The sequence below is a fragment of the Paenibacillus sp. YN15 genome (assembly GCF_003285005.1).
In the GTDB taxonomy this organism is placed as follows: Bacteria; Bacillota; Bacilli; order Paenibacillales; family NBRC-103111; genus Paenibacillus_AR.
Map to the genome: position 1 here is coordinate 13,331 of NZ_QMFA01000056.1, position 24,709 is coordinate 38,039.

The 24,709-nt window shown below is 45.5% G+C and carries 17 protein-coding genes and 1 pseudogene; 4 read left to right on the plus strand and 14 right to left on the minus strand.

Annotation, left to right across the window (positions count from 1 at the left end; translation table 11 throughout):
- Positions 1 to 52 precede the first annotated feature (52 nt).
- From DQG13_RS27990 to DQG13_RS28005, 4 genes are all read right to left on the minus strand, one after another.
- Positions 53 to 4,876 (minus strand): sugar-binding protein, encoded by a 4,824-nt coding sequence (locus tag DQG13_RS27990; RefSeq protein WP_113023496.1) that lies wholly within the window; start codon positions 4,874 to 4,876, stop codon positions 53 to 55.
- A 181-nt stretch (positions 4,877 to 5,057) separates the two neighbouring features.
- The gene (locus tag DQG13_RS27995; RefSeq protein ID WP_113023497.1) at positions 5,058 to 6,476 is read right to left on the minus strand and encodes a glycoside hydrolase family 92 protein; all 1,419 of its coding nucleotides are present in this window, start codon (positions 6,474 to 6,476) and stop codon (positions 5,058 to 5,060) included.
- Positions 6,407 to 6,778 (minus strand): hypothetical protein, encoded by a 372-nt coding sequence (locus DQG13_RS28000; RefSeq protein WP_113023498.1) that lies wholly within the window; start codon positions 6,776 to 6,778, stop codon positions 6,407 to 6,409. The genes DQG13_RS27995 and DQG13_RS28000 overlap by 70 nt, the downstream gene beginning before the upstream one ends.
- On the minus strand, positions 6,779 to 7,018 hold the full coding sequence (locus tag DQG13_RS28005; protein ID WP_113023499.1) for a hypothetical protein: 240 nt from the start codon (positions 7,016 to 7,018) through the stop codon (positions 6,779 to 6,781).
- A gap of 411 nt (positions 7,019 to 7,429) precedes the next feature.
- Here DQG13_RS28005 and DQG13_RS28010 point away from each other — a divergent pair.
- The 3 genes and pseudogenes from DQG13_RS28010 (at position 7,430) to DQG13_RS28015 (ending at position 9,999) form a co-directional block, all read left to right on the plus strand.
- Positions 7,430 to 8,407: pseudogene (locus DQG13_RS28010) on the plus strand (acetylxylan esterase).
- Between the two features lie 345 nt (positions 8,408 to 8,752).
- Positions 8,753 to 8,908 (plus strand): hypothetical protein, encoded by a 156-nt coding sequence (locus DQG13_RS31660; protein ID WP_258525903.1) that lies wholly within the window; start codon positions 8,753 to 8,755, stop codon positions 8,906 to 8,908.
- Positions 8,909 to 8,973: 65 nt separating this feature from the next.
- Positions 8,974 to 9,999: an HNH endonuclease gene (locus DQG13_RS28015; RefSeq protein ID WP_258525904.1), complete on the plus strand. Its 1,026-nt coding sequence runs from the start codon at positions 8,974 to 8,976 to the stop codon at positions 9,997 to 9,999.
- Between the two features lie 384 nt (positions 10,000 to 10,383).
- Here the strand turns inward: DQG13_RS28015 and DQG13_RS28020 are convergent, their stop codons facing one another.
- From DQG13_RS28020 to DQG13_RS28030, 3 genes are all read right to left on the minus strand, one after another.
- Positions 10,384 to 10,767: an aspartyl protease family protein gene (locus DQG13_RS28020; protein ID WP_181593042.1), complete on the minus strand. Its 384-nt coding sequence runs from the start codon at positions 10,765 to 10,767 to the stop codon at positions 10,384 to 10,386.
- A complete protein-coding gene (locus tag DQG13_RS28025) occupies positions 10,757 to 11,014 on the minus strand; it encodes a hypothetical protein (RefSeq protein ID WP_113023501.1) in 258 nt (85 codons plus the stop codon). The genes DQG13_RS28020 and DQG13_RS28025 overlap by 11 nt, the downstream gene beginning before the upstream one ends.
- A gap of 172 nt (positions 11,015 to 11,186) precedes the next feature.
- Complete coding sequence (locus DQG13_RS28030; RefSeq protein WP_113023502.1) at positions 11,187 to 12,014, minus strand: hypothetical protein; 828 nt, start codon at positions 12,012 to 12,014, stop codon at positions 11,187 to 11,189.
- A 528-nt stretch (positions 12,015 to 12,542) separates the two neighbouring features.
- Between DQG13_RS28030 and DQG13_RS28040 the strand changes: the two genes are divergently transcribed.
- A complete protein-coding gene (locus DQG13_RS28040) occupies positions 12,543 to 12,992 on the plus strand; it encodes a PDDEXK family nuclease (protein WP_113023503.1) in 450 nt (149 codons plus the stop codon).
- A gap of 545 nt (positions 12,993 to 13,537) precedes the next feature.
- Here DQG13_RS28040 and DQG13_RS28050 read toward each other — a convergent pair.
- The 7 genes from DQG13_RS28050 to DQG13_RS28080 all read right to left on the minus strand — a co-directional run bounded on the left by DQG13_RS28050 (position 13,538) and on the right by DQG13_RS28080 (position 24,151).
- Positions 13,538 to 14,818, minus strand: a complete 1,281-nt coding sequence (locus DQG13_RS28050) for a Wadjet anti-phage system protein JetD domain-containing protein (protein ID WP_113023505.1) — start codon at positions 14,816 to 14,818, stop codon at positions 13,538 to 13,540.
- A gap of 11 nt (positions 14,819 to 14,829) precedes the next feature.
- Complete coding sequence (locus DQG13_RS28055) at positions 14,830 to 18,171, minus strand: ATP-binding protein (RefSeq protein ID WP_113023506.1); 3,342 nt, start codon at positions 18,169 to 18,171, stop codon at positions 14,830 to 14,832.
- The gene (locus DQG13_RS28060; RefSeq protein ID WP_113023507.1) at positions 18,140 to 18,745 is read right to left on the minus strand and encodes a DUF4194 domain-containing protein; all 606 of its coding nucleotides are present in this window, start codon (positions 18,743 to 18,745) and stop codon (positions 18,140 to 18,142) included. Before DQG13_RS28060 ends, DQG13_RS28055 begins: the two co-directional genes overlap by 32 nt.
- A complete protein-coding gene (locus tag DQG13_RS28065) occupies positions 18,745 to 20,187 on the minus strand; it encodes a Wadjet anti-phage system protein JetA family protein (RefSeq protein ID WP_113023508.1) in 1,443 nt (480 codons plus the stop codon). Before DQG13_RS28065 ends, DQG13_RS28060 begins: the two co-directional genes overlap by 1 nt.
- A gap of 244 nt (positions 20,188 to 20,431) precedes the next feature.
- On the minus strand, positions 20,432 to 21,388 hold the full coding sequence (locus DQG13_RS28070) for a hypothetical protein (RefSeq protein ID WP_113023509.1): 957 nt from the start codon (positions 21,386 to 21,388) through the stop codon (positions 20,432 to 20,434).
- 51 nt (positions 21,389 to 21,439) lie between these two features.
- Entirely contained in the window at positions 21,440 to 23,143 is a 1,704-nt protein-coding gene (locus DQG13_RS28075) for an ATP-binding protein (protein ID WP_113023510.1), read from the minus strand.
- 18 nt (positions 23,144 to 23,161) lie between these two features.
- Positions 23,162 to 24,151, minus strand: a complete 990-nt coding sequence (locus DQG13_RS28080; RefSeq protein WP_113023511.1) for an SIR2 family protein — start codon at positions 24,149 to 24,151, stop codon at positions 23,162 to 23,164.
- Positions 24,152 to 24,709 lie beyond the last annotated feature (558 nt).

A 24,709-nucleotide genomic window follows, 5' to 3' on the forward strand; every position in this document is an offset into this window, starting at 1 on the left:
GCATTACCGCGCTGCTCTTCGGGACAATCCCGGATTCGGGATCTCCGGCTTCTTAAGGAGCCGCTATGCCAACAACCTGGAAATTATCCACATCCACTTTATGGTCGCGCTGGAAGGTGGGCCCGATCAGAACGGCGGCATACGCTGTCGCAGCATCCGTGAAATCATTGGTGAGAAAATCATAATTGCTGTCGCTCCCCGTAAAGCTGACATTCAAGATGGAGCCTGTCACCGTATCGATCGTGTAAGCCAAGGTAAGGAAGCGGCTTTCCGGATCCCATGTTCCCGTGTAGGCTATCGGCGAGCCAACCGGCTGCCCATTTACGATCAGCGTAATCTCGCCGCTCCGGTTGTCAACCCTCAAGCCGCTGAAGTAAGTTCCAACTGTTTCAGTGCCGCCTTGCTGCGGCAACTGCGAGTAGTAGCCAAGCCCCACCTGTTGGTAAGCCCGGGTAGGAAAGGACAGATCTGCTTGAATCCTAAGCCGGGTCGGCTTTGCATAGCTTCCCTCGCTGTAAATCGGTACGGCAATTGCGCCATTGGAGTTACCTCCCGCCTTCAGTTCTGCCTGAGTGGGATGATTGCCCGCGCCTGTCTGGATTTTACTCGTAAATTGACCGTTTGAAGGAAAATTCAAGAGCAACCATGTTCCTTGCGGCAGGTTGGCTGTATCCGGTGAGCGGCCATGAATCGCCGCTCCGTTCGTGCCGGCAAACTCGTCAAAAATGATGAGCATGTTTGGTTCCGTGACGGACACATTCACATCCGCCTGCAGGTTGCCGTATTTGGCGGACACCACAGCCACTCCTTCACCGATGGCTGTAATCATTCCTGATGCATCCACAACGGCCACATCGGCATCACTTGTTAACCAACTTACCGTTATGCCTGTCATCGCCTGATTATTCTGATCATAAACCGCCGCCTGAACCGTTATGGTATCATTGACCTCTAGCGCAATCGAAGATCTGCTCAGCGAGATGGCGCTTGGCATTGCTGCACTGGTTCCGACAGAAGTAAAATTTGTAAAAATTAAATCACCAAACAAGGTGGGGTCCTTCGTCAAACCAATACCGCTCATGTACTCTATCCATCCGCGTCTTAAAGAACCATCATTATCGTTGGCGAGGAAGGAAAAGCCAATAGCCGTGTCGCTGGACGGCTGTTCGCCTTCCGGCAATATATCTGTCCATTTGAGCGCCATCTCATAAACCGTAGCCTCTTCGTTGTCATCCCTCACTATGCTGATGTTAGAGTGAGGCAGATTATTGCCGCCAACTCCTCCTTTTTTCATAACAGCACCCGTGGTTGAATTCAGCGCTATCGTATTTTCATTCCATCCCAGAGCACCGGGCTCAATCGATCGGCCCGGATCGATTGTAAACTGGATAGAATCTCCCTTCCATGCATCGGACGGGGAATTATTATTGAAATGGCTGTCATCCGTCACACGAACTGCCAAGTACAGGTGATCCTCATCCCATTTGGCATATGCCGTAGCGCTTAAATCTCCGGGTCCTCCCCAATCTTCAATCATTCTGACTTGGGATGCCTGATCAATCGTAAAGGATTCCGCGCCGTTCCATTCCATTGCATCAATTACGCCGTCGACCACAATCGGATCTGTCGTCTTGACAGCAGTCAACGCGCTAATGGTACGGACAACCGTCCAAGAGGTATTGTCGTCCCGGTCCACCTGCAAGCTTACTCGCAAAGGGGTGTCGACGCTGATGGATGGAGCCGGAATTCTGATCAGTTGACTGGAATTGGGAGCAGTCGGAGCGAAGGCCGTTACGCCCGCCATATCCAGCGGCTCTGTAATCGTTATCGTTCCGCCGCTCATAGTCGCAAGCGAACTGGGATTGTCGAGCTTTACGGCCAGCTCCCATCCATCGCCCGTCTGATCGACGATAGGCGAAATGCGAAGCACAATCGGTTCCTGCATCTGAACATCCACAACAAGCCGTCCGAGCCGATCTCCCGAAGCATTCAGGGGATCAATTATAATACTGCCGCTTGTCTGAAAGGCGGGCGCCCTGAAGACCAGCGTGTCCTCCGCCTGATTGGCGCTGAAGGCTCCTCCCGATACGAGTTGCCAGCCCAGCGGCAGCTCAATGTCATAGGAGCCGGCAATCAATTCCGCGCCTGCCGAGCGCGCAATGACAACTTCCACCTCTTCTTCCGGAGAGGCTGTCATTCTAAGTTTGTCGGCCTCGAACGCCGGCCCAGTCAGCACAGGAGCCTGGCTGAAGCTGCCGGTAATATAAATGGGCGCCGTTGATAGGGACAATGTTGTTATACCGTCCACATTGTCGTAAAGCAGATCGTTGCCGAAAATATCCGCAATTTGCAAGGGCCCGCTTCCCAATTGCAGCCCAATCTGCTTATTGACATTCGACCAAATCACCAGCACATCCTGGTTTGTTGCCGTCCGGTGGAATTTGAATATGCGCACATCGTTATCCAATGTGTTGTACGATTGGACAAATACCGCCCCCGCCAGTTGATTCGCTACATTGTTGAAGGCGACGAAGGAGGGCTTGGGCGCATTATCGACATAGAGCACGCCCTGATTGCATTCATAAAACGTGCTGTCCGTACAATCGTTCAGGAAATCGTACCAGTACATCTTGTCGATCAGAGTATCATGAGCAAGATTATCGACATATAATTGTGCGCCGTATGAGGCCGATACAAGCTCGGAAGAGCCTCCCCACTTCTGCTCCATGGTCGGCCAGCCCACCTCGGTCAGCATGAGCTCAATATTTTTGGTCATACTATTGGCTGCGTGATAATTGTCAATGTATTGCTTTAAATTTTCAAAGTCGTCAAAGACACGGCCCTGCTCGGGATTCGTCGACGGGTACAAGTGAAACGACATCGCGTCCAAATAGTTGGTTACGCCAAGATCCACCAGCGCTTTAAGCCACGGTTCATCGTAAGGCAGCGTAACGCCGCCGACAATCCTGATCGCGGGGTCCGCGTTTTTAATGATGGCATGCGCTCCTTGAACAATGGCGAAATAATCCGCGGCCGTCATATGCTGACTCAACTCGTTGCCAATCTCAAACGTATCCACCTTGCCAAGCAAATTGGTTACAGCATTTTCAATCCACTGAAGATCAGTGCTTGTGACGACCATCGTGCTCAGCCCATTGCCCGCGGCGGTATTAATGTAGGCGTCGTTGTTGCGGTAGCCGTCGCGAATCGATGTGCCTCCGGCCTGAACGACCAAGGGGGTACGGATGTTTGCCCCGCTCCAGGATTGACTGAAGTGGGTATTGAAGCCGAGAAACGGATGCACGGATTTTTCGGTTAAGTCTGCAATGACCCCCATATGGATATTTTCATTCAGCCTGATCCCATCCAAGCTGACCGCCTCGATTGAGACGGTATATGTCCCTTTGTCCGGCGTTCCGAGCGACAGCGGATAAACAAGTCCCTCCTGATTGGCGCCCAGATTAATGGTGAATTGACCACTGTCCACAACGTTGTTCCAATAATTCGTCATCCTGTACGTGGCATTCAGTTGCTTCGCGACGTCAAATTGATTGTTGACAAGAAGGTTGATAACCACCGTCTCATTTTCTGCAAATATGCTGCCTGTTTGGACATGCTCTCCCCACATGGAAACACTCGGTATTAACTCCACCGAAGCTTTGGAGAAGGCGACAGGCGTATTGGTTTCTATACGGAAGTCGGCTCCATTGTTTTGCCTGTTGCTGAACTTGGCGTCATCAATAACATAGGTTACTTGCTTCCACGTCAAGCTGCCTTCCAAAACCGTTCTCTCCGTGTAGGCGAACGCCGTTGCGACGGAATCGTAAGCTATGCGGAACCCTCTGTTGTCGCCGCTTACCTCCGCATCATAATAATCCACTGTAATTTCCACGATATTTTTGCCGTTGTAGATATAATGATCGGACACTCGGAAATAAATATAATGGGCGCCGCTGGCCGGATTCGTCTGCCATGCAGGGACACCGTCGTAGTTTTCAATTGTCCGTCCCGCGCCGTCTCCGCTAAAAGCGACCATCCCATACTCCTGATTAACCGCTCCGAATGTTACGCTTACCGGTCCTTGCATATCTGTCACCGTGACCTGCAAGGTCGCAGTCAGACCTCCACGGACGGCTTTGATGGCTGCATTTCCAATTTCTTTTGCGGTCAAGACGCCGCTGCTGTTAATTGTCGCTACAGCAGTGTTGGAGCTGGAATACGTGACGGGCGCCTTATTCATCACATATCCATGCTGATCCAGCACTGATGCTATGACCGTCTTGGTGGTCCCGATGGGCATTTCTACGACATCCGGCGCAAACTGAATCGAAGAAGCCGTAGCTGTTGTGGCTCGCTTCTCAACCTCTACACTTGCGAACAATACGGGAGCCGTGCTCGAAATTCTGAAGTCGGCGCCATTTTCCCGATTGGCGAAGTTGGCATCGTTCAGCGTATAGGTTACCGTCTTCCATGTATTGCTGCCGGTCAGCAACGTTTTCGGCACATTGTAGTCCCATGCCGACGTCATAGAATCGTACGAAAATCCAAATGTACTGTTAGCGCTTTCAACATTGTCGAAATATTCGATCGTAATGTTGACTGTGTTTCCCCCGCCATAAATAAAATTGTTATCCACATTGAAATAAATGTACGAGGCTCCCACCGCCGGATTGGTCTTCAAACCCGACTTTCCCGCGACTGTCTCCGTCGTGCTGCCGGGGCTGTCCCCCGCCCATGCCGAAATGCCGTTATTAGCATAATTCTCTCCCAATGTCACGCTTACAGCTTGGGGCTCATCCGCAAACGAGTAGACGGGAAAAAGCGCAAACACCATCATGAGTGATATTACTGCCGACACGATGGACCTTTTCTTCATTCTTTAAACACCCTCCATTCTTTGGTAAATTACAACTACATCATAGATTAGATTTTGGGACAATCAAATAGAAATATTATCCTTTCAGAACATAAATATATTAACCAATAACCCCCTCGCTTTGAAACGTCATCAAAGGAAGGGGTTATCCGTCATTGACACGCGCAAGTCCGCCTGCCAGTCAGGACCGGTCAATTCCCCAGTTCTTGTTCGGTCTGCTTCCCATTTCGAACTCCAATAGGCCTCCTTGCTCCAGCAGGCGATGTTCGATCCGCGAGTTGTTCCAGACTTGACCGTTAAGCTTTGCTGATTGAATATATTTGTTGCGATCGGACGCCCCATTGGCGCGAATAATAAAGGTCGATCCGTTGCCTAGCCGCAGCTTGGTCTCTTCGAATAACGGACTTCCAATTTCATATTCCGGCTTGCCCGGACATACCGGATACAGCCCCATGGCGCTGAATACGTACCATGAGGACATCGCTCCGTTGTCCTCATCGCCGCAAATGCCCGCAGGCGTCGCCTGATACCACAGCTTCATAATTTCCCGCGTCCTGCGCTGCGTCTTCCAAGGCGCGCCTGCATAGTTATACAAATAAGGAATATGAAATGCCGGTTCATTCCCTTGGCAGTATTGACCAATCAATCCCGTAGCATCGGGAAACTGGCCGAGGAACGCGTATTTCGGTCCATCGTACTGCTCCGTAAACAGATTGTCCAACTTCTTCTCGAATGCGCGCTGCCCGCCGATCAATTCTATCAAACCCTCTATATCATGTTGAACGTGGAACGTATAAACCCAGGAATTGCATTCCGAGAAATAATCCCTGCCGCCAAGTCCCCCGCCGAGCTTGGGAGCGAACTCCTTCACCCAATTGCCGTCGGCGGTTTTCGGCGCCATAAAGCCAATTGTTTCGTCAAACAGGTTGCGATAATTTTGCGCCCTTTTCATAAAATACGCATAATCGTCCTGATAGCCAAGTATAAGCGCCATTTGCGCCACGCACCAATCGTCATAGGCATGCTCCAACGTGACAGCAACCGCCTGCCTCTTTTCGAAGGCGTCCACTTCCTTCACCCACTCCGTCTGGCCCTTGCCGAGCGCGGGGAAAAAGCCCTTATCCAGATAGACGCGATCCAGTTCGGTCAGCGGTCCGTTTACCCAAGGCAGCATCGTCCATTCCATTGCATTCTTCTTCATCGCCCGGTAGGCCAGCTCATGATCGAAATCGCGGCAGCCTTTGCGATAAGCATCCACAATCATCGCGGCGGCATGATTCCCGGTCATCATCGGGAGATCCCCTCTCAGGCTTGGAAATTGGGGCAAGAAGCCACTTTGCTCGAACATGCGGAGATAGGAACGAATCATGTCGCGTTTTCGCTCCGGATCGAGCAGAAGCTGCAAAGGATGAAGCGATCGATACGTGTCCCATATATTATCATGGACATAGAAGTCGTGATCACCGCTTTCATGAACGCGATGATCATATCCGCCGTAGTAACGGCCGTCCTCGGTAATATTGCTCATATTCAACTGCGACCGATAAAGAGCGGTGTAGAACACTGTGCGCTGTTCTTCGCTTCCCCCTTTGATCTCGATGCGGCCGAGATCGTCGTTCCATCGCTCGAAGGCGGCGGTTCTATCAAATCATACGATTTCCCCTTGTTATCCTTCACCAAATTCGCAAGCGCTTGTTCGGCACTCAGGTAAGAAATACCCGCCTGAACCTCAACGCGGTTTTGCAAGCCCTGCTTGGCAAACGTCAGCGCCATGCCCGTTTTGCCGTCTTCCTCCCAGTATTCCCATGCGGAAGCAGGATGGAACAGACGCAAATAGACATGCTGACGCATGCCGTTAAGCTCGACCTCGGCTTTAATCGCGTCAGCCGCCATCATCTCCATCTAAGCGCCCTTGGGCATGTTCAGCACCAGTCCAGGCTGACCGCTGTCCGGATATGAAAAGCGGTAATAGCAGGAGTGGTGGGCCGCCGTCGCTTCCGCATAAATATCCTCATCCTCCAGCAGAACCGAATACTCATACGGCTTCGCCGTTTCCAGATCGTGATCATACTGGGAGGACAACCCTGATATACGTTCCAGGTATGGCTTTGCCGTCGGGTCTACATTATCTGTTATCGCCATTATAAGCCTCCCATTTGATGCAAAGTGCATCTTTCTGTAAAAGTCAGATGAATCACACTCGAACTTTCTTGAATATTCACTGTTCGTTCTCCTCCGTTATCCAATTTCACGCTAATATTTTAATAAACATCTTCCAATAATAGAATGGAATATATAAACTTTATCTCTATTGAAATTTTGATATTTATTAAGCTATTCCGACGACAGCTTTTGAAAGCTTTATGCTGACGCTCGATTATATTGGCCATTAGGCTTACCGGTATGGCTTCCGCGTTTCTGGCGAGCTACTAGAACTTGTCTGATTGGTATAAATATTTATACCCTGAAAGTATATTATTTCTATTTTAATTGCACAGAAATCCAATATGATGTAATTGTAGTCTATCAAAGAATGGAGGGTTTTAGAGATACATGCCGTTAATCGACAAGCCATTACATGAGCTTTATACATATCAGGGGATCAATCCGCGCCCGGCCGATTTTGATGCGTACTGGGATCAGGCTCTAGCGGAGATGAGAGCGATTGATCCCCAGGTGGAAATGATACCAAGTCACTTTCAAAGTCCGATCGTCGATTGTTTCAATCTGTATTATACGGGCGTACGCGGCGCTCGTGTGCATGCAAAGTATTTGCGCCCTAAATGCCAAGAATCGCAGGGCGGAGCACTTCTGGATTTTCATGGATATTCTGGCGGATCCGGGCAATGGTCAGACTACCTGGGATATGTAGCCTTGGGTTTCAGCGTACTGGCAATGGATGCACGCGGCTAGGGCGGCAGGTCCGAAGACAGCGGCGGCGTGAAAGGCAACACGCTGAATGGTCACATTATTCGGGGTCTGGATGACCCGGATCCGCATCAATTGCTATTCCGACATATTTTTCTGGACACAGCCCAATTGGCTGAGATAGCTGTCACCTTGCCGGGAATTGATCCGCAGCGTGTGTATGCGAAAGGCGCATCGCAGGGCGGAGCCTTGACCATCGCTTGCGCCTCGTTAGCCCCGCATATCGTAAGTAGGTTGGCGCCAGTATATCCTTTCTTGTGCGACTACCGGCGGGTATGGGAGATGGACCTCGCCAAGGACGCCTATCGTGAGCTTCGTGAGTATTTCCGCCTGTTCGATCCATTGCATGAGCGCGAAGCAGAAATGTTCAACAAGTTGGGGTATATCGATCTGCAGCATTTGGCCAGCCGGATACGCGGAGAGACGCTGATGGCCGTTGGATTGATGGATACAATTTGCCCTCCGTCAACCCAATTTGCCGCTTACAACAAGATCACGGCACCAAAACAATTAGCGATTTATCCCGACTTTGGACATGAGCATTTGCCGGGATTCAATGATCGCGTTTATATGTTCTTTCTCGATGGCTGTCAGGCAGAATGAATGCCTAGCGCGGCATTCAAGGAGATCTCTCATGAACTTCCCTGGATTTTCATCGGAGGGCGGCAACTTGCCCGTCGCCAGCAGAACAACTTACACCGTCTGTCGCTGGTCATTATGTAAATGATATTTAATTTCTGAATGAGGAAGAGAGAACAATCGTTCTGTCCGTTGGTACGGTGTCCGAAGAAACACTGCCTCGGGTGTTACATATCATGGATGCGCTAATTATGGCAAGGGCGCAATATCTGGTCAACATCGTCCGCATGCATTACGTGGTCGATATCGATATTCAAGGGCTTTTTCGATAACGTCAACCATACCCTGCTGATCAAACAATGCTGGAACATGGGCATCCCGAACAAGAAAGTGCTGTGCATCATCAGCAAAATGCTGAAGACAGAAATTGAAGGCGAAGGCATTCCTTCCCGCGGGACTCCTCAGGGTGGCATTTTGTCCCCCCTTCTTTCGGGCATTGTCCTGCACGACCTGGACATGGGGTAGCCCGTCAATGGGAAACCTTTGAGACCCAACATACCTACAAGTGGAACAGTCATAAGTATGCGGCCTTGCGGTTATCGGGGTTAAAGGAAGGCTATATCGTTCGTTATGCGGATGATTTCAAGATCTTTTGCCCAGATGCTAAAACGGCGCACAATTGGTTCCATGCCGTTCGTCTTTATCTGAAAGACCGTCTAAAACTGGACATCTCGCCGGAAAAATCGCAAATCGTGAATCTACGGAAGCGCTCTTCCGATTTTCTGGGTTTCACGATACGCGCGGCGAAAAAGGGCAGCTGCAGAGTGGCGCATACGGGCGTTACAGAAAAGAAAAAACAACAGATCAAGAAGGAGACCCGGGCACGCATTCAACAATTGCGCTTGTCTCCAACCTCCCGTAACGCCATCCTGTTCAACAGCTTTGTGCTCGGGCTTCATAACTATTTTCGCAGGGCAACCCATGTCAGTACCGCGTTCTCACGTTTAGCCTACGATCTGCGTGCCTATACGTACAATCGTCTGAAATCGGTCGCCACCTATGCGCATCCTGCCAACCCGCCGCCGACGTACACCAAGTTTTATCGGACAAGCTATCGTACATTTCAAGTCGCCGGAGTGTATTTGTATCCGCTTGCCAATGTGAAAATGACCGTCAACAAGAGCTTTAACCAGCAGCTCAACCCATTCACAACCGCGGGCAGACTACTCATCCATCAAAAGTTGAAGGGACACATTGTAACGGAGATCATCGCACTAATGAACGCCAACATCATCGGACGAACTGTGGAATACTTGGATAACCGCATCAGCAGATACAGCATGCGCTCGGGCAAATGCGAAATTACAGGGATGTTCCTTGTCGCGATGGATGTCCATTGCCATCATGTACTTCCGGTACATCTGGGCGGAAGCGACAAGTACAGCAACCTGCGCATTCTGCACAAAGACGTGCACAAGCTCATCCATGCCACACAAAACCAGACGATTGAACGGCTCATGACCAAGTTGGGCCTCACAGCTAAAATGGTGGATACGGTCAACAAATACCGCAGCCATTGTAAGCTTGAACCCATTCAAATCCCTATCCATGAGTAACTTGGAACTTATAGACGAACTCCGATGGAGCAAGATGGAACGCCCGGTGCGGCGAAAGTCGCACGCCGGGTGTGAGGCGGGGGAAAATCCGGCGATGACATCAAACGATTACCTATCGCACCCCGTAAGGGGCAGGCGCTAACCCCTTCTGCGGAAGGGACTGCGTCACATTGTAAATTCAAAACGGCGGTGACCCTTTTTCACTTCAACAAATCTTAGGACATTCCACACTCAACTCCGTGCAGATGTATGTTCGGCTTTTCAACAAAGAAGTACGGGAACAGCATCAGAAGTATAGTCCGGTAGAACGCGCTCAGATCCGGAGAAAATAAGTATGCCAGAGGCGATACTCACTACTCGTATCGCCTCTGGCATACTTATTCATCATTTGCCGCAGCGTATCTGCAGTCTGCCTAAATCCAATATAAATTGGCCCGGAATTAGAATATCCAAACCGATCAAACCATTAATGCTGGTGTCTTCTCCGATGCGGCCAAAATCTATGGGGAAATTGTCCATTTGAAAAGAATGAAATTGGATTCTATGAATCTTTCGACGAACAGAAGCTTCTCTGCCACCAATACCGGTCATAAAGCGAAGCTGATCTCCCGGCTCATAACCATCGAACAAGCCTTGGACCGCATCAATCGAAAGAATGGATTCTGCTGCACCCGTATCAATGACAACATGCGGAATCGTGATGGACTTTTCACCATGACGAATCACGATATTAGAAAATAACAGCCCATCTCGAAATTCAAGATTCATGTCTTGGAGTTCTCCTGACCATAGGCTTGTCCCGTACTTCCACAATGATTGATTCATTGGAGGTATGATACACAAAACGCTCGTTTTTGGCAGTAAATAGCTCTTTCCATGCTTCCTGCGGATCGGGAATCGGCTTGATGACTGCCACTTCTTCTACATGGAGCTTATTGTCCTCGTAATGAGACTTCAGTTCTTCCACTAGTACAAACTGATCAGGAAATAGCTCTCTTACTTCCGTCCAGAGCATCTTATATCGCCTCCCTGCTTTCATTTTACCATTTCTATGGTTGTTTCGAAAACTCCAAATCATGCTGAGGATGCGAGAAAAGTGGGGCGGGGAGTTCTTGAAATCCTTATCATTATGAGCTTCAATACTATCAATCTACAAAAAGCTAGCCTTATGCGATATTAGCTGAAGTCTAATTATACTCTGTTCTTATTTCTCTAAGTTTTAAAATTGATAATTTATTTAATTCCTTAATATATTTCCTACCTTGTTTTAACACATCTGCCTGATTCGATTCTGTAACTATAGCCTCAATGTAGGGGCATACACTACTAATCATAACATCAAAGACATCATTTTTTTTAACTTCAGTATTAGCTTGGAAGATTTTCTTGAAGTGCGTAAAAATTAACACTCTTGCAGCAGGAAACTTATTAATTAATATTGGCATATTTTCTCTTAACCATTGAGGTTCAAGATGATGTAAAAGTAATAGAGTATTGTCTATTTGGTAATCATTACTAAATTTCGTAGATCTTGAACTGAACAGTGGATTATTTATGTTTGGCGTTCTTCTCTTACCCCATAATTCAGCTAAATTTTTTATATTTTGATCTTCTATTTCTAGTTGACTAATGAATTCATCATTCCACAAATTACTTAACAAGTTCCTAAAGCTGTTTTGATCTTTCACATCATCATAATTAAAAGCGCTAAGTATAATGTTGGGTTTGTAAATTGTATTGTACGCGAGCATTTCTTCTCTAATAATTGTTCGATAATCTACCAGTAAGAGAAAAGAATAATTGCTAAAAAATTCAATAAAATGTTCGTATGCCTTCGTTGCTTGTTTTATCTCCCTAAGATTATATACAGAAAAACAAGGAGCATATTGGGTTGCAGGAAACTTTTTCATAAAACCTACTTGGCATCCAAATTGGTTTTTAGAAATTTCGCTCAATGCATTAGTATCTAAATAAACAAGATTGTATGCTTTTCCTGATTTAGAAACCCACGGCATCTTAGAATAGCCCCCAATAAGAATAAAATATTTGATTTCTACGAACGTTTTTTATTCACGTACACTCTCACTGACCTAAGGGACAGCGTATGCATCGGATTCGAGCCCGACGGACTTGAGTACAGGATTGTCAGCTGATTCACTTCCTCGAAATGCTGTTGCCTTTTGTCGACTAAGGTGGCTTGGTCGGCTAAGTTGCAGATATTCAAAGGGTTCAGATATCCCCTCATACGTTCAGGCATACAATAGCCAAGTTTTATATTTTAATGGTGGAACCCATTTACCTTGCGACGAATCTTGGGACATGCCACACTCGATATGGTAGAATATTACGGAGAGTTGTTCAGTAGCGACATTGAGCAGCATCACAAAAAATTCAGTCCGGTCGAGAACATGCGCCGAGTAATTTGATTATATGCGAAGCGAAAGCAATGGAGCGCTTTCGTTTCGACCCATTTGTATAGTTGCTTAACACCTGGATTGAGTTTTACAGACGTATTAATCATTTGTGAAAGAAGGTGTTGTACTATGCCAACGTTGCACTCCATGGATTTTCCCCAGCCAACGGACTGGCAAGAATTCGAACGCATGACCAAAAGCTACTGTAATCTTAAATGGCCAGACCATCTTGTTAACCCTTATGGAAGAAATGGACAAAGCCAAAACGGTGTTGATCTCTATGTAAAAAATAGAGATGGCGCCTATATTGGGATTCAATGCAAACTGTCCCTTGCCCCTACCCTTCCCATTAAAACCATAGAAAAAGAAGCCGAAAAAGCAATTCGATTCCAACCAACTCTTATCCATTATTACATCGCAACTACAGCAAAAAGAAATGCACGAACTCAAGAGCAAGTCAATCTCCTTAATCAACAGCGTGCTGCGAATGGCTTGTTTAATGTGGACATTTTATTTTGGGAAGATATTATCGAGTTGCTTAAGAGTAATCGGAACGTTCTGACAAGCTTTTATCCCTAGTTATTTTCCGCTCCTGCCTCAGAAGAAAGTCCCAATATACATATTGACTATAACACCGGCACTGTTGTCGGTCATCTTCATATTCATCAGGGGAACATATCAAGCAAAAAGGCGACACGCAGATATTTGGAAGGCACTGTCGGCAGCGCCCCATATCAACTTGGTTATATTCGTCACCTTATTGAAAGATACAAAGAGTTCAAATCCATGGATTACTCAAATAAAAAAGATATGAATCATGCCATACTCTATAAGTCTATTGAACGTGAACAAGGATTCAAATGGGATGAAATTCCCAGTGAAAAGTTTTCCGATTATTGTGCATACCTTCAAAAGAAAATAGACAATACAAAGTTTGGCCGAATAAACAAGTCAAAAGGAAATATAAACTATAGCAGCTATGAATCCTACTTATCGAAACATCTTAAATAGATGATAGCTTTGTTTGTCTGTCCCCTTCAGAGGAGTCAGCATTTCAATTTATTATCAAGCTATTCAGGAATCTTTAAAAATGAACACGTGTTTGATGAAAAATTTGTTGGTGTTCAATTTCTTTTTAAATCAAGGGCCTCTTTCACAAATTGATCTGGGATGGCCTCCTGTTCCAACTTGATCCCACTTTGAGATATTACTTCTAATACAGAATGCCAAGTTATATACCTGTCATCTTGCAATAAAGCGCAGGCCTTTTTTTGATAGTGTTCTCGATGGTTAAGATCCGGTTCTCCAAATTGACACAGCGTTGAATCATCCATAAAGAGGGGGTAAATCGTAAATGGACAATCCCTTTGTAAGAAATGATGGATTTGTATGCCGCCTAAATCAATGTCTCCCCAATGATAAACTGGAATGGACGAACCGCTATTCTTCAGAGACTCCCATAAACTACGTAAAAAAGATTGCAGGATACGATGCGGAAAGCCGCCGGTATAGATAACCAATTCACGCAAAGGCTGCCGGAGGCGAAGCCATTGATGATAGCTGCTTAAATTTTCAATCGTAACAATGTGTTCCACATCGAGCTTGAACCATTCAAATGTTTTCAGGGTTTCAGGATATAAAGCCGCGCCATCTGGAAACAAACTCCATGACAATTGTGACCCATTTAATATGAACTGCCCGCGGCCCCCCAGCAAGACCGGTTTAGGGTGTGGTACAATGCCAATCAAGTCTAATTCCCCTTCACCGACCTCCGATACTTCACCCAGTCCCTGCCTAACGATGGAAAGTAGCCGCCGTTCAACACACTGTTCAAAGTGCTTACTGTTGCCAAACACCCGCAAACTTAGCATGCGTTTGGGAATATCACCTTGAATAGAAGGCAATTCCTGTAATACACGAACCGCATCCACATAACCTTCCACATCATTAATGTCCAACCCTGCAGAGCGTTGTTCTTTTAAAGTAGCCACCGTTTGTTGAGCCCATCTCCTTACCCAATCCCAAAGATGGCTGGTCAATTGACCAATGACTACCGTTAATTCGCTCAATTTATCTTTTTTGGGCTGCCTGCCCAATTGCATGTAGGCATTGGCAACCCCTTCCCACTCCAGATAAACCTTATGAATTGTGTCAGAAGAACGTTCGTGTCTAACATCCACCAACCCGGCCACCGCCATCTCGTCTATAACCTGATGCATCCAATCTCGCTTGCGAAAATCCATTTCGTCCTCATAATCCGCCCCAAAAAGCTCCCCGGTCAGGACGGTTTGCGGACGCTGCTTCGTCGCTTCTCCCTTGACAAAGGCCTGACTACGTTCGTACTTATCTAAAAGATGGTTTAACAGCCTTTGCTTAAATTCGTTTTTAAATTCCTGCTCATTCATATTCCGTCACCTCAGAACAACGTTTCCTGCTGAATAGACACTGACTCTTCCTCCGGTGCAAGTGGCTTCGGCTCCTCTTCTTCCTCCCAGCGATCAATCATATCGACAAAACACCGGTAATCTTGATTAGTCACAATGAGGGTGGTTGTCACCTCTGGAGCCATATGTTGAATTTTTTCGTCTGGTACAGCGGCAATAAGCTGAAGATTCATTCTTTTGATTAACTTGAGACTCGTCTGGATCCGCTGCTCATCCATTTTATTGAATGCTTCATCGAATACAACCAGCCGCAGTGTTCGCTCAGAACGGTACAGGTGATAAAATGAGGCCAGAATAGCCACATAAAACGGAGTTTGGGTTTCGCCTCCAGATTTTTCTTTCAACACCTGTGAGAAACGATATTGATTTTCACCTTGCCGCACCAGAATATCATAATCCAGGTAACGCCGATAATCGGTGAATTCCTCCATTTCATCCGCTTCGTTTTGTACCAGCTGTTCAAACAATTCTTGCAGAGCATCTCCCCGTTCATCATCCATCATATCAAACAAGCTTCCCCGTTCCATTAATCTCGGGTCCATAACGGCATCGTAATATCTGCGATATTTTTCACTGGGCACAACCTGAAAATGATACTTGTCCGAAGAGAAGGGAAAGTTGTCCAAAGCATAGTTCAACTCCCTGAATTCTCTTTTGGCCATCTCGATTGCTTCCCGTAGCTTAAAGACAAAATGGGACTTGAATTCTTCCTCGGAAACCTGAAGCGCCGTCTCTACCTTTTTCTGATAATCAGGGATATCAAGGCCCTCAACCTGTTCCAGAAGACGGTCATACACCTCATTATGTTCTACGTCAATATCAGCCACCAATGTATACTCGGCATTATATTCAGCCCGTTGCTGCGCAAGGTGACGCGCTTCCTCGTCATGCCTGGTCTCATTTCCTTTACGGTTATTATCCCAGTTAGCAATTTTGGATTCCGTTGCAATTGTTGAGCGATTGGCTTCCTCCAGCCGCCCTGACGCCTGCTGCAAGCGCTCTGGCCATGAGGCTTCCCACTGCTCCACAGCGGCTTCTCTTTCTTTCACGAAATTGCCTTGCATATATCGCTTCCCCTCGGTTTCTTTAAACTCTGCTTCAAGGGTGCCAATCGTCCGGTTAAGGCGTTCGCTTTCTTCCTGCCAGCTTCTTTCCTTTTCCAACCAAAACCCGATCTGCTCCCGCAACATGTCAGCTTCACTTAAGTCAATCCGCTCCCGTTCTTTGCGCCAGCGTTGCAGTTCTTCCACGCAAGCCTCCACCAGTTGGGGCAACTCTAATTGAGCGGACAATGTGCCAAACAAGGACTCCTTTCCTCTTAATTGCTCCAACCAGGCCCGTAGCTGTTCTAACTCGGAGGAAAGTATCCCCTGCTCTTCTTTCAATTGGGCAAGCTCTGCACGCTTTAACTCCAGTTGACGAATGACTGCTTGTGCGCCAATGTAGGGGGGCGAATACACCCGCTCAGGAATCTGCCGGGCCACCAAATTGCTGTAGCCCATACAGCTAGCTGTTACTGCAGTACGATGGCGAAGTAAATCCTGCTCATCGGCAGCTTTCATCACCTTGCCCAGCAGGTGCTCCAGATGTGCCTGAACAACAGGATGCTTTGCCTTTACTGACTCGGCCAAGGATCCCTTGTCCGCTGTACGCAAATATTTCCGTTCCGCTTCGGTATTGACCAGGCCGATTCCTTCAATATGCCGGCTGCGTTTCTCTCGTTCATACAAAGCCAAAGCATCGCGAAAAACAGCGGGCTCCACCAGCAAGTCAAAACGCTGAGTGTTTAAATACCCTTCAATGGCGTTACGCCATATTTCATCGGTCAATTCCATCTCTTCGCAAAAGATCCAGACAGGCGAGCGGCTGCCCAAACGTTCTTCAAGCAACTGTTTAAGCGACATCAGTCCTTCACTGTAGGGTCGCTTTTTCTGCTCCAAGTTGCGAATGACCGCTTCCGTATCCGCTATTTTTCGTTCCTGTTCCTTTAGACGGTCGCCGGCGCGTGTTCGCGTCTCGGACATCCGATCATAGATGCGTTCCAGATGTCCTCCAATCTCACGGAGAAGCTGTTTCTTTCGTGTTACCTCAAACTCAGGATCGGAAAGATTGGCCGCCAAGCCGCTGACCAATTCCGCCGCGCGCATCAAATCTGTGCTTTCATTGTCAGGCCAGCTCCAGATCCCGTTGCCATCCCACGTTGCAAGATTTCCAAGGCATTCAGCCTGCTTCTGCATGGAGCTCTGCCAGGCGGCAAGCTGTTGCCTTAGATTTTCCAGCTGATTTTCTCCACTCAGGATATCCTGATCCAGCTTGTTTTTCCGCTGTTCCTCGCTATTTTCATACAGCCTCCTGGTCGCATCCTCTTTTTGCAGGTTCGCTTCTGCCTGCTTCTGCTTCGCCAATGCTACATCGCCACGGGTCTGCTCTAATTTGTGATCTAGCCGCTGCAGCTCATCCTGCAGCCGCTCAAGAGTCTCTTTTTCCTTAACCACACGCAGACAACGAAGCACGTAGTCCTGCTCAATGACAAGATGCCTGTATTTTTCCACGTTCTGAAACCTGTCGCGGATTTTCTCCAGCTTGTCCTTGCGTTTTTGCAGCTCCTGCAACTCCAAGCGATACCGCTCGTGCACGGCAAAATTTTCTTTCATTAATTCCAACTGCAGTTCCCGGTGGTCTAAAATATTTTGGTATACGAAATCACGGATATTCTGGATTGGCTTAAAGGACAAGGCGCGGGTAAAGGTTTGGAAAAACCGTTCATGCACATGTCCCATTCGGGAGAGCAGCGCTTTTTGATATTGGGCCTTATTTTGTTCAAACACGGATTTAAGCCCGCTGGCCCCGTTGTAAAAGCCTCTCAACTCATCACGATTTCGCAGCTTTCCGTCCGGCTTTACCAGTTCGAGTTTTTCCAAGGTCATTGGAGCCAGAATAAAAAAATCCTCAAAGTGCTCCAGGTTGGCAAATACATCCGCTACCATCCCCACTACAAACGGCTCCCGCTTTTCCTGATCCTCGAATTCGGCAAGCAAATAGGTGTTAAAATCGCCATCCCGCACATACCCCCGTTCATCACTGCCAATTTTTCCTTTTAAGTAATCTAGCAGGGTGCGTTTGGCATCCTCGTGGGCAGCAGGGTTAAATTTAATCATTCGTTGGTTGGCCACAAATAATACTTGCAGGGCGTCGATGATCGTAGACTTGCCCGCGGCATTTTTACCGGTAATCAAGGTTTGTTTGCCAAAATCCATCTCCTCGTCGGAAAAATAATGCCAATTAATCAGCCGCAGTTTCTTCAGCCACTTCATCGAACATCCCCCTTTCTTCTCCTGTTCTATACTGCTCAATGCGGCTTTGAAGTGCATTCAGTTGTTCTGAGTCGATGACATACAGCCAGGTGTGATAGAGCACAATCCGGCAATCATCGGAACGGATATCCGCATCAAGCGCCTCTGCAAGCTGGTATCTGGCACACAGTTTGATGGCCTGCTCCAACTTGGTTTTAGTCAGCCAGGATAAACGAAAGGTTTCATATTTGGTGCGGATTTCATGGATGGTTGTTGAAGGGAAGGCGCTGATAGTCAACCCCTTCCGCTTTTCCTGATAGATCAACCGCAAAACCAACAGCCAAATGCTCAATTCCCGGTCCATGGAGCGTCGAAAGGAGCTATCCGGTGATTGCACAAACACGCATTCGTGTCGCTCATCCACAATTATTTCCCAATCCAACATTTGAAGGTATTGTTCAATAGCTTCTTTGTGACGCCGGATTACAGCGTAACCGTCACGGTCCTTTTCCCGGACAAGAAAGTTGGCACCCAGAAGCCGGTTCAACACAGCTTTTATTTTTTGTCGCTCTTGTTCGCTGACTTCTTCCCACATTACACGTGCTGCCTCCCTCTGGATATCCGTGGTCTGATGATATGATTGCAAAAGCGATACGGACCAGCATGCAAGATAACTCGTTCTTGGTTGCGTTCAATTCGGTAGGGAGAACCTCCATCTTGACCATATAAATACACATAAGTCAATAGTAGAACTTCTTCCACATCCCGCGGTGCCAGTTCGGCGATCTCGATATGATCTTTGTTTTGCAAGCGCAAAAGGACGAAATCATCCACTTTTTTGCGAGTGACAGCCTTACGTAAGCGTTCGATTCGCTCTGAGCGCAATTGCTCTCGCACTTCATCCGGAATGGGCAGCACAAGGTGCTCTTCCGGCTGATGCGGCAGCCGCTTCCTTCTGACAGGGAGCAGCGATCCCTCGTTTAAAACCTGGATATGCTGCAAGCGCGATAGCGGAATAAGGTCTTTTTCCTGTATGGGCGGGAATGATGAATGCCCCAGCGTTTCCAGTATTGACGCTAACTTCCGGTCCAGCCCTTGATGATGTTGGCTCAAATACCGTGCCCTGTCATAAGAGGAGCGCAGGTATTGATTGTGTCGCAGGTCAATCCGGTAGAAAGTGTCATCAAGTCCCAAATAGATCGCTTCAATATCCCGCAAGGACTGTCTCAGGTGAGTTTCCGCTTCTTCGGCATTTGTGTAAAGTCCACCAGCCAGCCCATCCTGCACAGCTTGTTCCATCCAAACGCTGTCTAATTGCCAGCGCTGAACGATATCGAGAATTTGATGACGATACCGTGCCACGTGATCCGAGGTTTTCAACCGGTGATAGCTGTTCTCGACAATATTTTTCTGATAATGATCAAAATGATGGTCCAGCACTTCCTGAATCGATTTTTTACTGACTACCTGCTCCATGTGATGCTTCATATTATTGTAAAGGGTAAACAGTTCCCGATCGAACTGGATGGTATGGGACAAAGCTTCCCGTACAGCCATAGCTGGGCGTTCCCGCGCTTCCTCACCAGACAGCATACCATAGGTTGCAAAAGCATAACGCTGGTATTCAATTGCCCGCCCCTCACACAGCTCCTGGATCAGGGACAGCATACGAATCGTATAGTGAGGCAGCACAATATAAACCTCGTAACGATCCCGTGTCTCCAGTTCAATCCAGCCCAGCGATTCCAGCCTGCGAATCAAGCTGTTCGCCTTAGCGCGCGATACCTCTTCCATGATCACCTGACCAGGCGCAGCCTGATCCGACAACTGTTCTTCTTCCCAGTCCAGTTGCGCGCCGAGCGCCTCCCACGATTCAATCAGTTCCTGGTACAGGTCCCGCATCAGTTCAATTCGGATGCCAAAGCGCTCCCGTTTAGCATGTTCATATAACAGTTGAACAGCCTCCGCATTCAATTGCTTGTTGGTCCCGGACAACAATCGAAAGAAGGACTCCGGAACTACCTCAAACAGCTTCATCCAAGAATCCTCCTTCGTTAGTCTTATTTCACGTTATTAGCATCATTCGACGAAAAACTCAAAATTTCCTTCCTAGATTTGTAGTTATTTGTTAGATAGCTATTAATTTTATAGTTAATAAAAGTAAAACTCTTCCGAAGAAGAGTTTGCTTATACATATAATACTATTGAGAGGCTATGATCTATTGCTCTATGGTAACCATTTCCCTTTTATTGTAAAAAGTTAAGAGACGTAGGGACTGAATTAAAACAGTACAATCTGTTTAGGGTGATATAGGTTTCCCTTTATATTTAGAAATCGCTTTTTCTTTATTCCTCCCTGATATTGTTTTATGTGTACCTTCGACTCGTTTACATGAAATTTCGAATAGACAGCCGCATTGTTAAGATTGGAATTAGATTGAATGTAATTAAGTACTTTATCATTTTGAATGATCAATTCCACGGCAATTAAGTTAACGATTCCATCTTTATCAGGTTCTACCCAAGGGAATCGGAGTTTGAGGACGTGAAACTTAAATTTCTCTTTTGGAGGTTCAATTTCTTTTATAATTCCTTCAAGGCACAGTGGATGGGTGACACTATTTCTTTTTATATAGGTATAACATTTCTTGAAATCATCCGAAGTGTAATAAAATCGACTCCATCTAATCGACCGCTTTCCATACTGTAAAGAAATAATTTCTCTCAGTTCATCATGTGTTTCTGTTAGCGAGCGGAGTTTCATAATTTTCTGCATCGTAGAAAGATAGGAGTCTAACTTCCCCTGATTGGTATATACTTTTGCCGGAGGCTTTGGATCCCAAGGTGCTGACTCTTCAGATTCAGATTCGTCTTTGGCTAATTGATTTAGCGTTCTAAGTGTCTCATCAATGACATTAAGTCGAAAGCTGTAGTGGCCCTCTTCGATAGAGCGAAGAACGTTATCATCCGAATCCCTCGCAATGACCTTAACTTGGCCTAGTGTATTGTATTTGCACTCGTTCAAATGTGGTTTATCATTTGATACGAGGCGAAAGTAAGGGGCTACCAAGACCGTTTTATCAGCATACCTTTTCTTATAAGCATCCACATAGATCACGGGAACACGACACTCTGGGGTTTGACATAGTAAAAATCCGTTCATTTCATTATCAGCAACATCGATGCTAACTATTTTGTCTTTCATTTTATGATAAGCCTTTGGCATCTTTATTCCCATGCAAACAATCTCCTTATACTACAAAGTCCAGATAATACAAAATGGATTAGCTTAAATTTTAGATTGCTTTCGCATTGATTCTACAGCACTTACAATTACATCAGGAACTATCCCCTCTGACCACCTATCCCAAAACTTAACTGTTGCACTGTCGGGTTTCTGAGTAGGTTCAGCAATTTTAACTCTGCTTGGCAACAGACTAGCATCACCTACTACCAAGGCTTCTCCAATATCTAAAATTGGCAAAAGTTCAGCATAGTTCCCTAAACTATCTGGAAGTAACTTTTTCACAACATTCTGATCATCTGCATTAGTTAAGCGCATAGCAATAAAATTACTACTCTGACTAAGTACTGTTCGATTCACCTCTGAAGGTCTTTGAGAAATAACGACCAGACCAACACCGTATTTTCTTCCTTCTTTAGCAATTCGTTCAAAACTCAACAAACTTGAAGCTTCTACTCCTTGTTGTACATTTGCAGGAATATATAGATGGGCTTCATCACAAAACAAAGCAATTGGGTGTATTTTATTTTTATCTACCCATTGCTGTATAGAAAACACAACTCTAGCAATTAGAGAAACCATTAGTGGTAAAATATCAGAGGGCACTTCAGAGAAGTTTATGATTTTTACACCGCCTCCTTGTGAAGCAGGTGACATCAATTCCTTACACAGTAAATTCATATAATCATATGATAGTAGTGCAGGATCGCTTGAAAACATAAAGTTTAAACGTTTGTCTTGTATTTTTGCCGAAAGCCTTTGAATAAATCTTGATAATTTACCGTAGAATTCTCCTTGTTTTTCTTTATTATTTGCTCCAGGTACCATTTGAGTGTCTAAATCTTCTAAACAATTAATCAGATTATTAATTTTATATGGAACAGGAGTATCTATCGTTAGATTATCAAGTAGAAATAGTTTGTCATATTCCTTTAATTGCTTTTCTTTTTCTTGTAAAACCGATCTACTAAATATCATCGCTTGATTAGGAGCATTATTATCGCTACGATCAAGCATCAATGATAGCATTTCATCATAGGTTAGCAGCCAATAGGGTAAAAACATAATACCATCTTTAACGGTATCTGATGGACCTGCAACTTTATAATGTTGGATTCCCTTTCCAGTTATAGGAGCATATTCACCATGAATATCGAACAGAATGGCATCTGATGATTCAAGTTTAGCGATCTGTTCGACCAAAGAAGCAACCGTATATGATTTACCCGAACCAGTACTTCCTGCGATAACAGCATGTCGTTGGAACAATTTATTCCCGTCCAACCAAGCTTTCGCATTATCATTAAGTGTATAGGTTCCAATACATAAAGGATTATCAGCATCTGCTGTACTCTGAGATATAACCCCCATAAAGCTTGTTAATGTACCATCATCCATAATAAAACAATCAGCATCTATTTCTGGTACCGATTCCAGTGTACGTTTAAACTGGTTAGTGACACTACCAATCTTATCAAAGAATGTTCCTATTAAAGTTATTTTAACAATATCATTAGAACATGGATGTTCATCCTGGTCATCTTCTACATCCTCATCAAATTTACGCATTATTTTTACAACCAGTCCAATTAAATGCTGACCACGTTTAGAAGCACGAATAACGACTAAATGATTCACTTGTAGTTTTGAGAGCATATCACTTTTATTGACCTTGACAACAACTGAAGCAGTATCTACACTTTGTACTTTTCCAACAGATTGCTCATCCTGAAGTTCAAAAATGGCCATTTATATCCCTCCATAATATTAGTAGAGTATATTAAAAAATTCCTCTAATCTCCATAGGTCACCTTTCTCCGAGTATTTTCCTTCTTTCATAAAAAAATCGGTAAATCCTGGAGCATCACTTTCTTGAATGATTACATATTTAGCCGCATTACTAGATATCATTCTAAATGCTGGATCTGACAACTTCTTAGTGACCACAACTATTGGTTTGTCCTTACGAATGGCACTTATGATATTAGTTTGTATCTGTTCATCGTTAAATCCGTAACCAATACACAAAAAACTTTGAGCCTTTGCGATGTAGTCATCTGCAATATGTATTACATCCCTAGAAGGAGGTTGGGCTATCGAACGATACTTTTCTGAACCTGGGGGAATAATCTTTGGATGCATTTGTTCTGGTATTTTTCGTTGCAAAGGTACTGAATATATATTTCCGTTGTCATGTTCGAACCAATCTAAAGATCCATGTACTTTCAACAAATTAACATTACACTTACCCTTTGCTAATTGAATGTCAATTTTTCTAATATAACGTCCATCACAAAGAGTATTTACTGATATATTGAATTGATCACAAGAATACTCAATTACCCGATCATAATTTGTCGTAACTACATTCACTTGCTTAGGATGAGGTACACACATTGCATGAAGAAGCTTTCCTAAAGGCAAAGTAATTTCATTCTTTAAAACTCTATAAAACAACTGTAAATCGTGTTCAGCAATTAATTCCCACGTATTTCTTGTAATGTCCTGCATAATCTCTTCGAGCAAGTTTATACCCGTCAATGCACTCTCCAAGTCTTTTCCATCCTTCAATCGTCCCTGAAATATCCTCCAGTCTTCATCAGAGTCATATTTTAAACCAAGTTGAGCAATTAAATGACTCGCTAATTGTGGCATTCCAGGGATTCCGTAAGGCATTGTACCGCCTGTACCAATTAGAATCAATGGAACATCTTGAGTGTATTTTTGAATTAACCTAAACGTAGCCTCCCGATCCATTTAAAATCATCCTTCGTGTCATTTTTCTTATATTTACATTATTCTCCACCGAGATTCAGATTCCTCCACTACATATTTTTTTCTGAATGATTCCTGAAATCATGAATTAAGTCTCTCCCAATACATTTGTGTTCACCCTATCTAAAACAAAAGACAATGCCGCGGCATTAGCTCAATGGTCTCGCTCGTATTCTTCTCCATACAATGGCCAAGGTCAATAACTGATTTAAATACTAACAATAATTTCTTTTTGAGTGTTAGAAAACGAAATCAATCTCAACCACAAAAAACTTATAAGATGAATTTAAATATCCATCTTACAGATCACGATGTGACAATATTCAACGATTATTATCTGAGGCTTGTTAAACAAAACTTTTCAGATCAACCTATAAATCGCGATAGGTATGATGCCTTTCGGTAGGATGATGTTTTCTATATCGTACAGAACATTATTGTTCTAAGGCAAGTTTTCCCCATACAATATCACAAAATCATGACCACCCGTCAAACGGGTGGTTTGCTCTGCGGCTATAAGCCTTTGTCACCGGCTAGCGT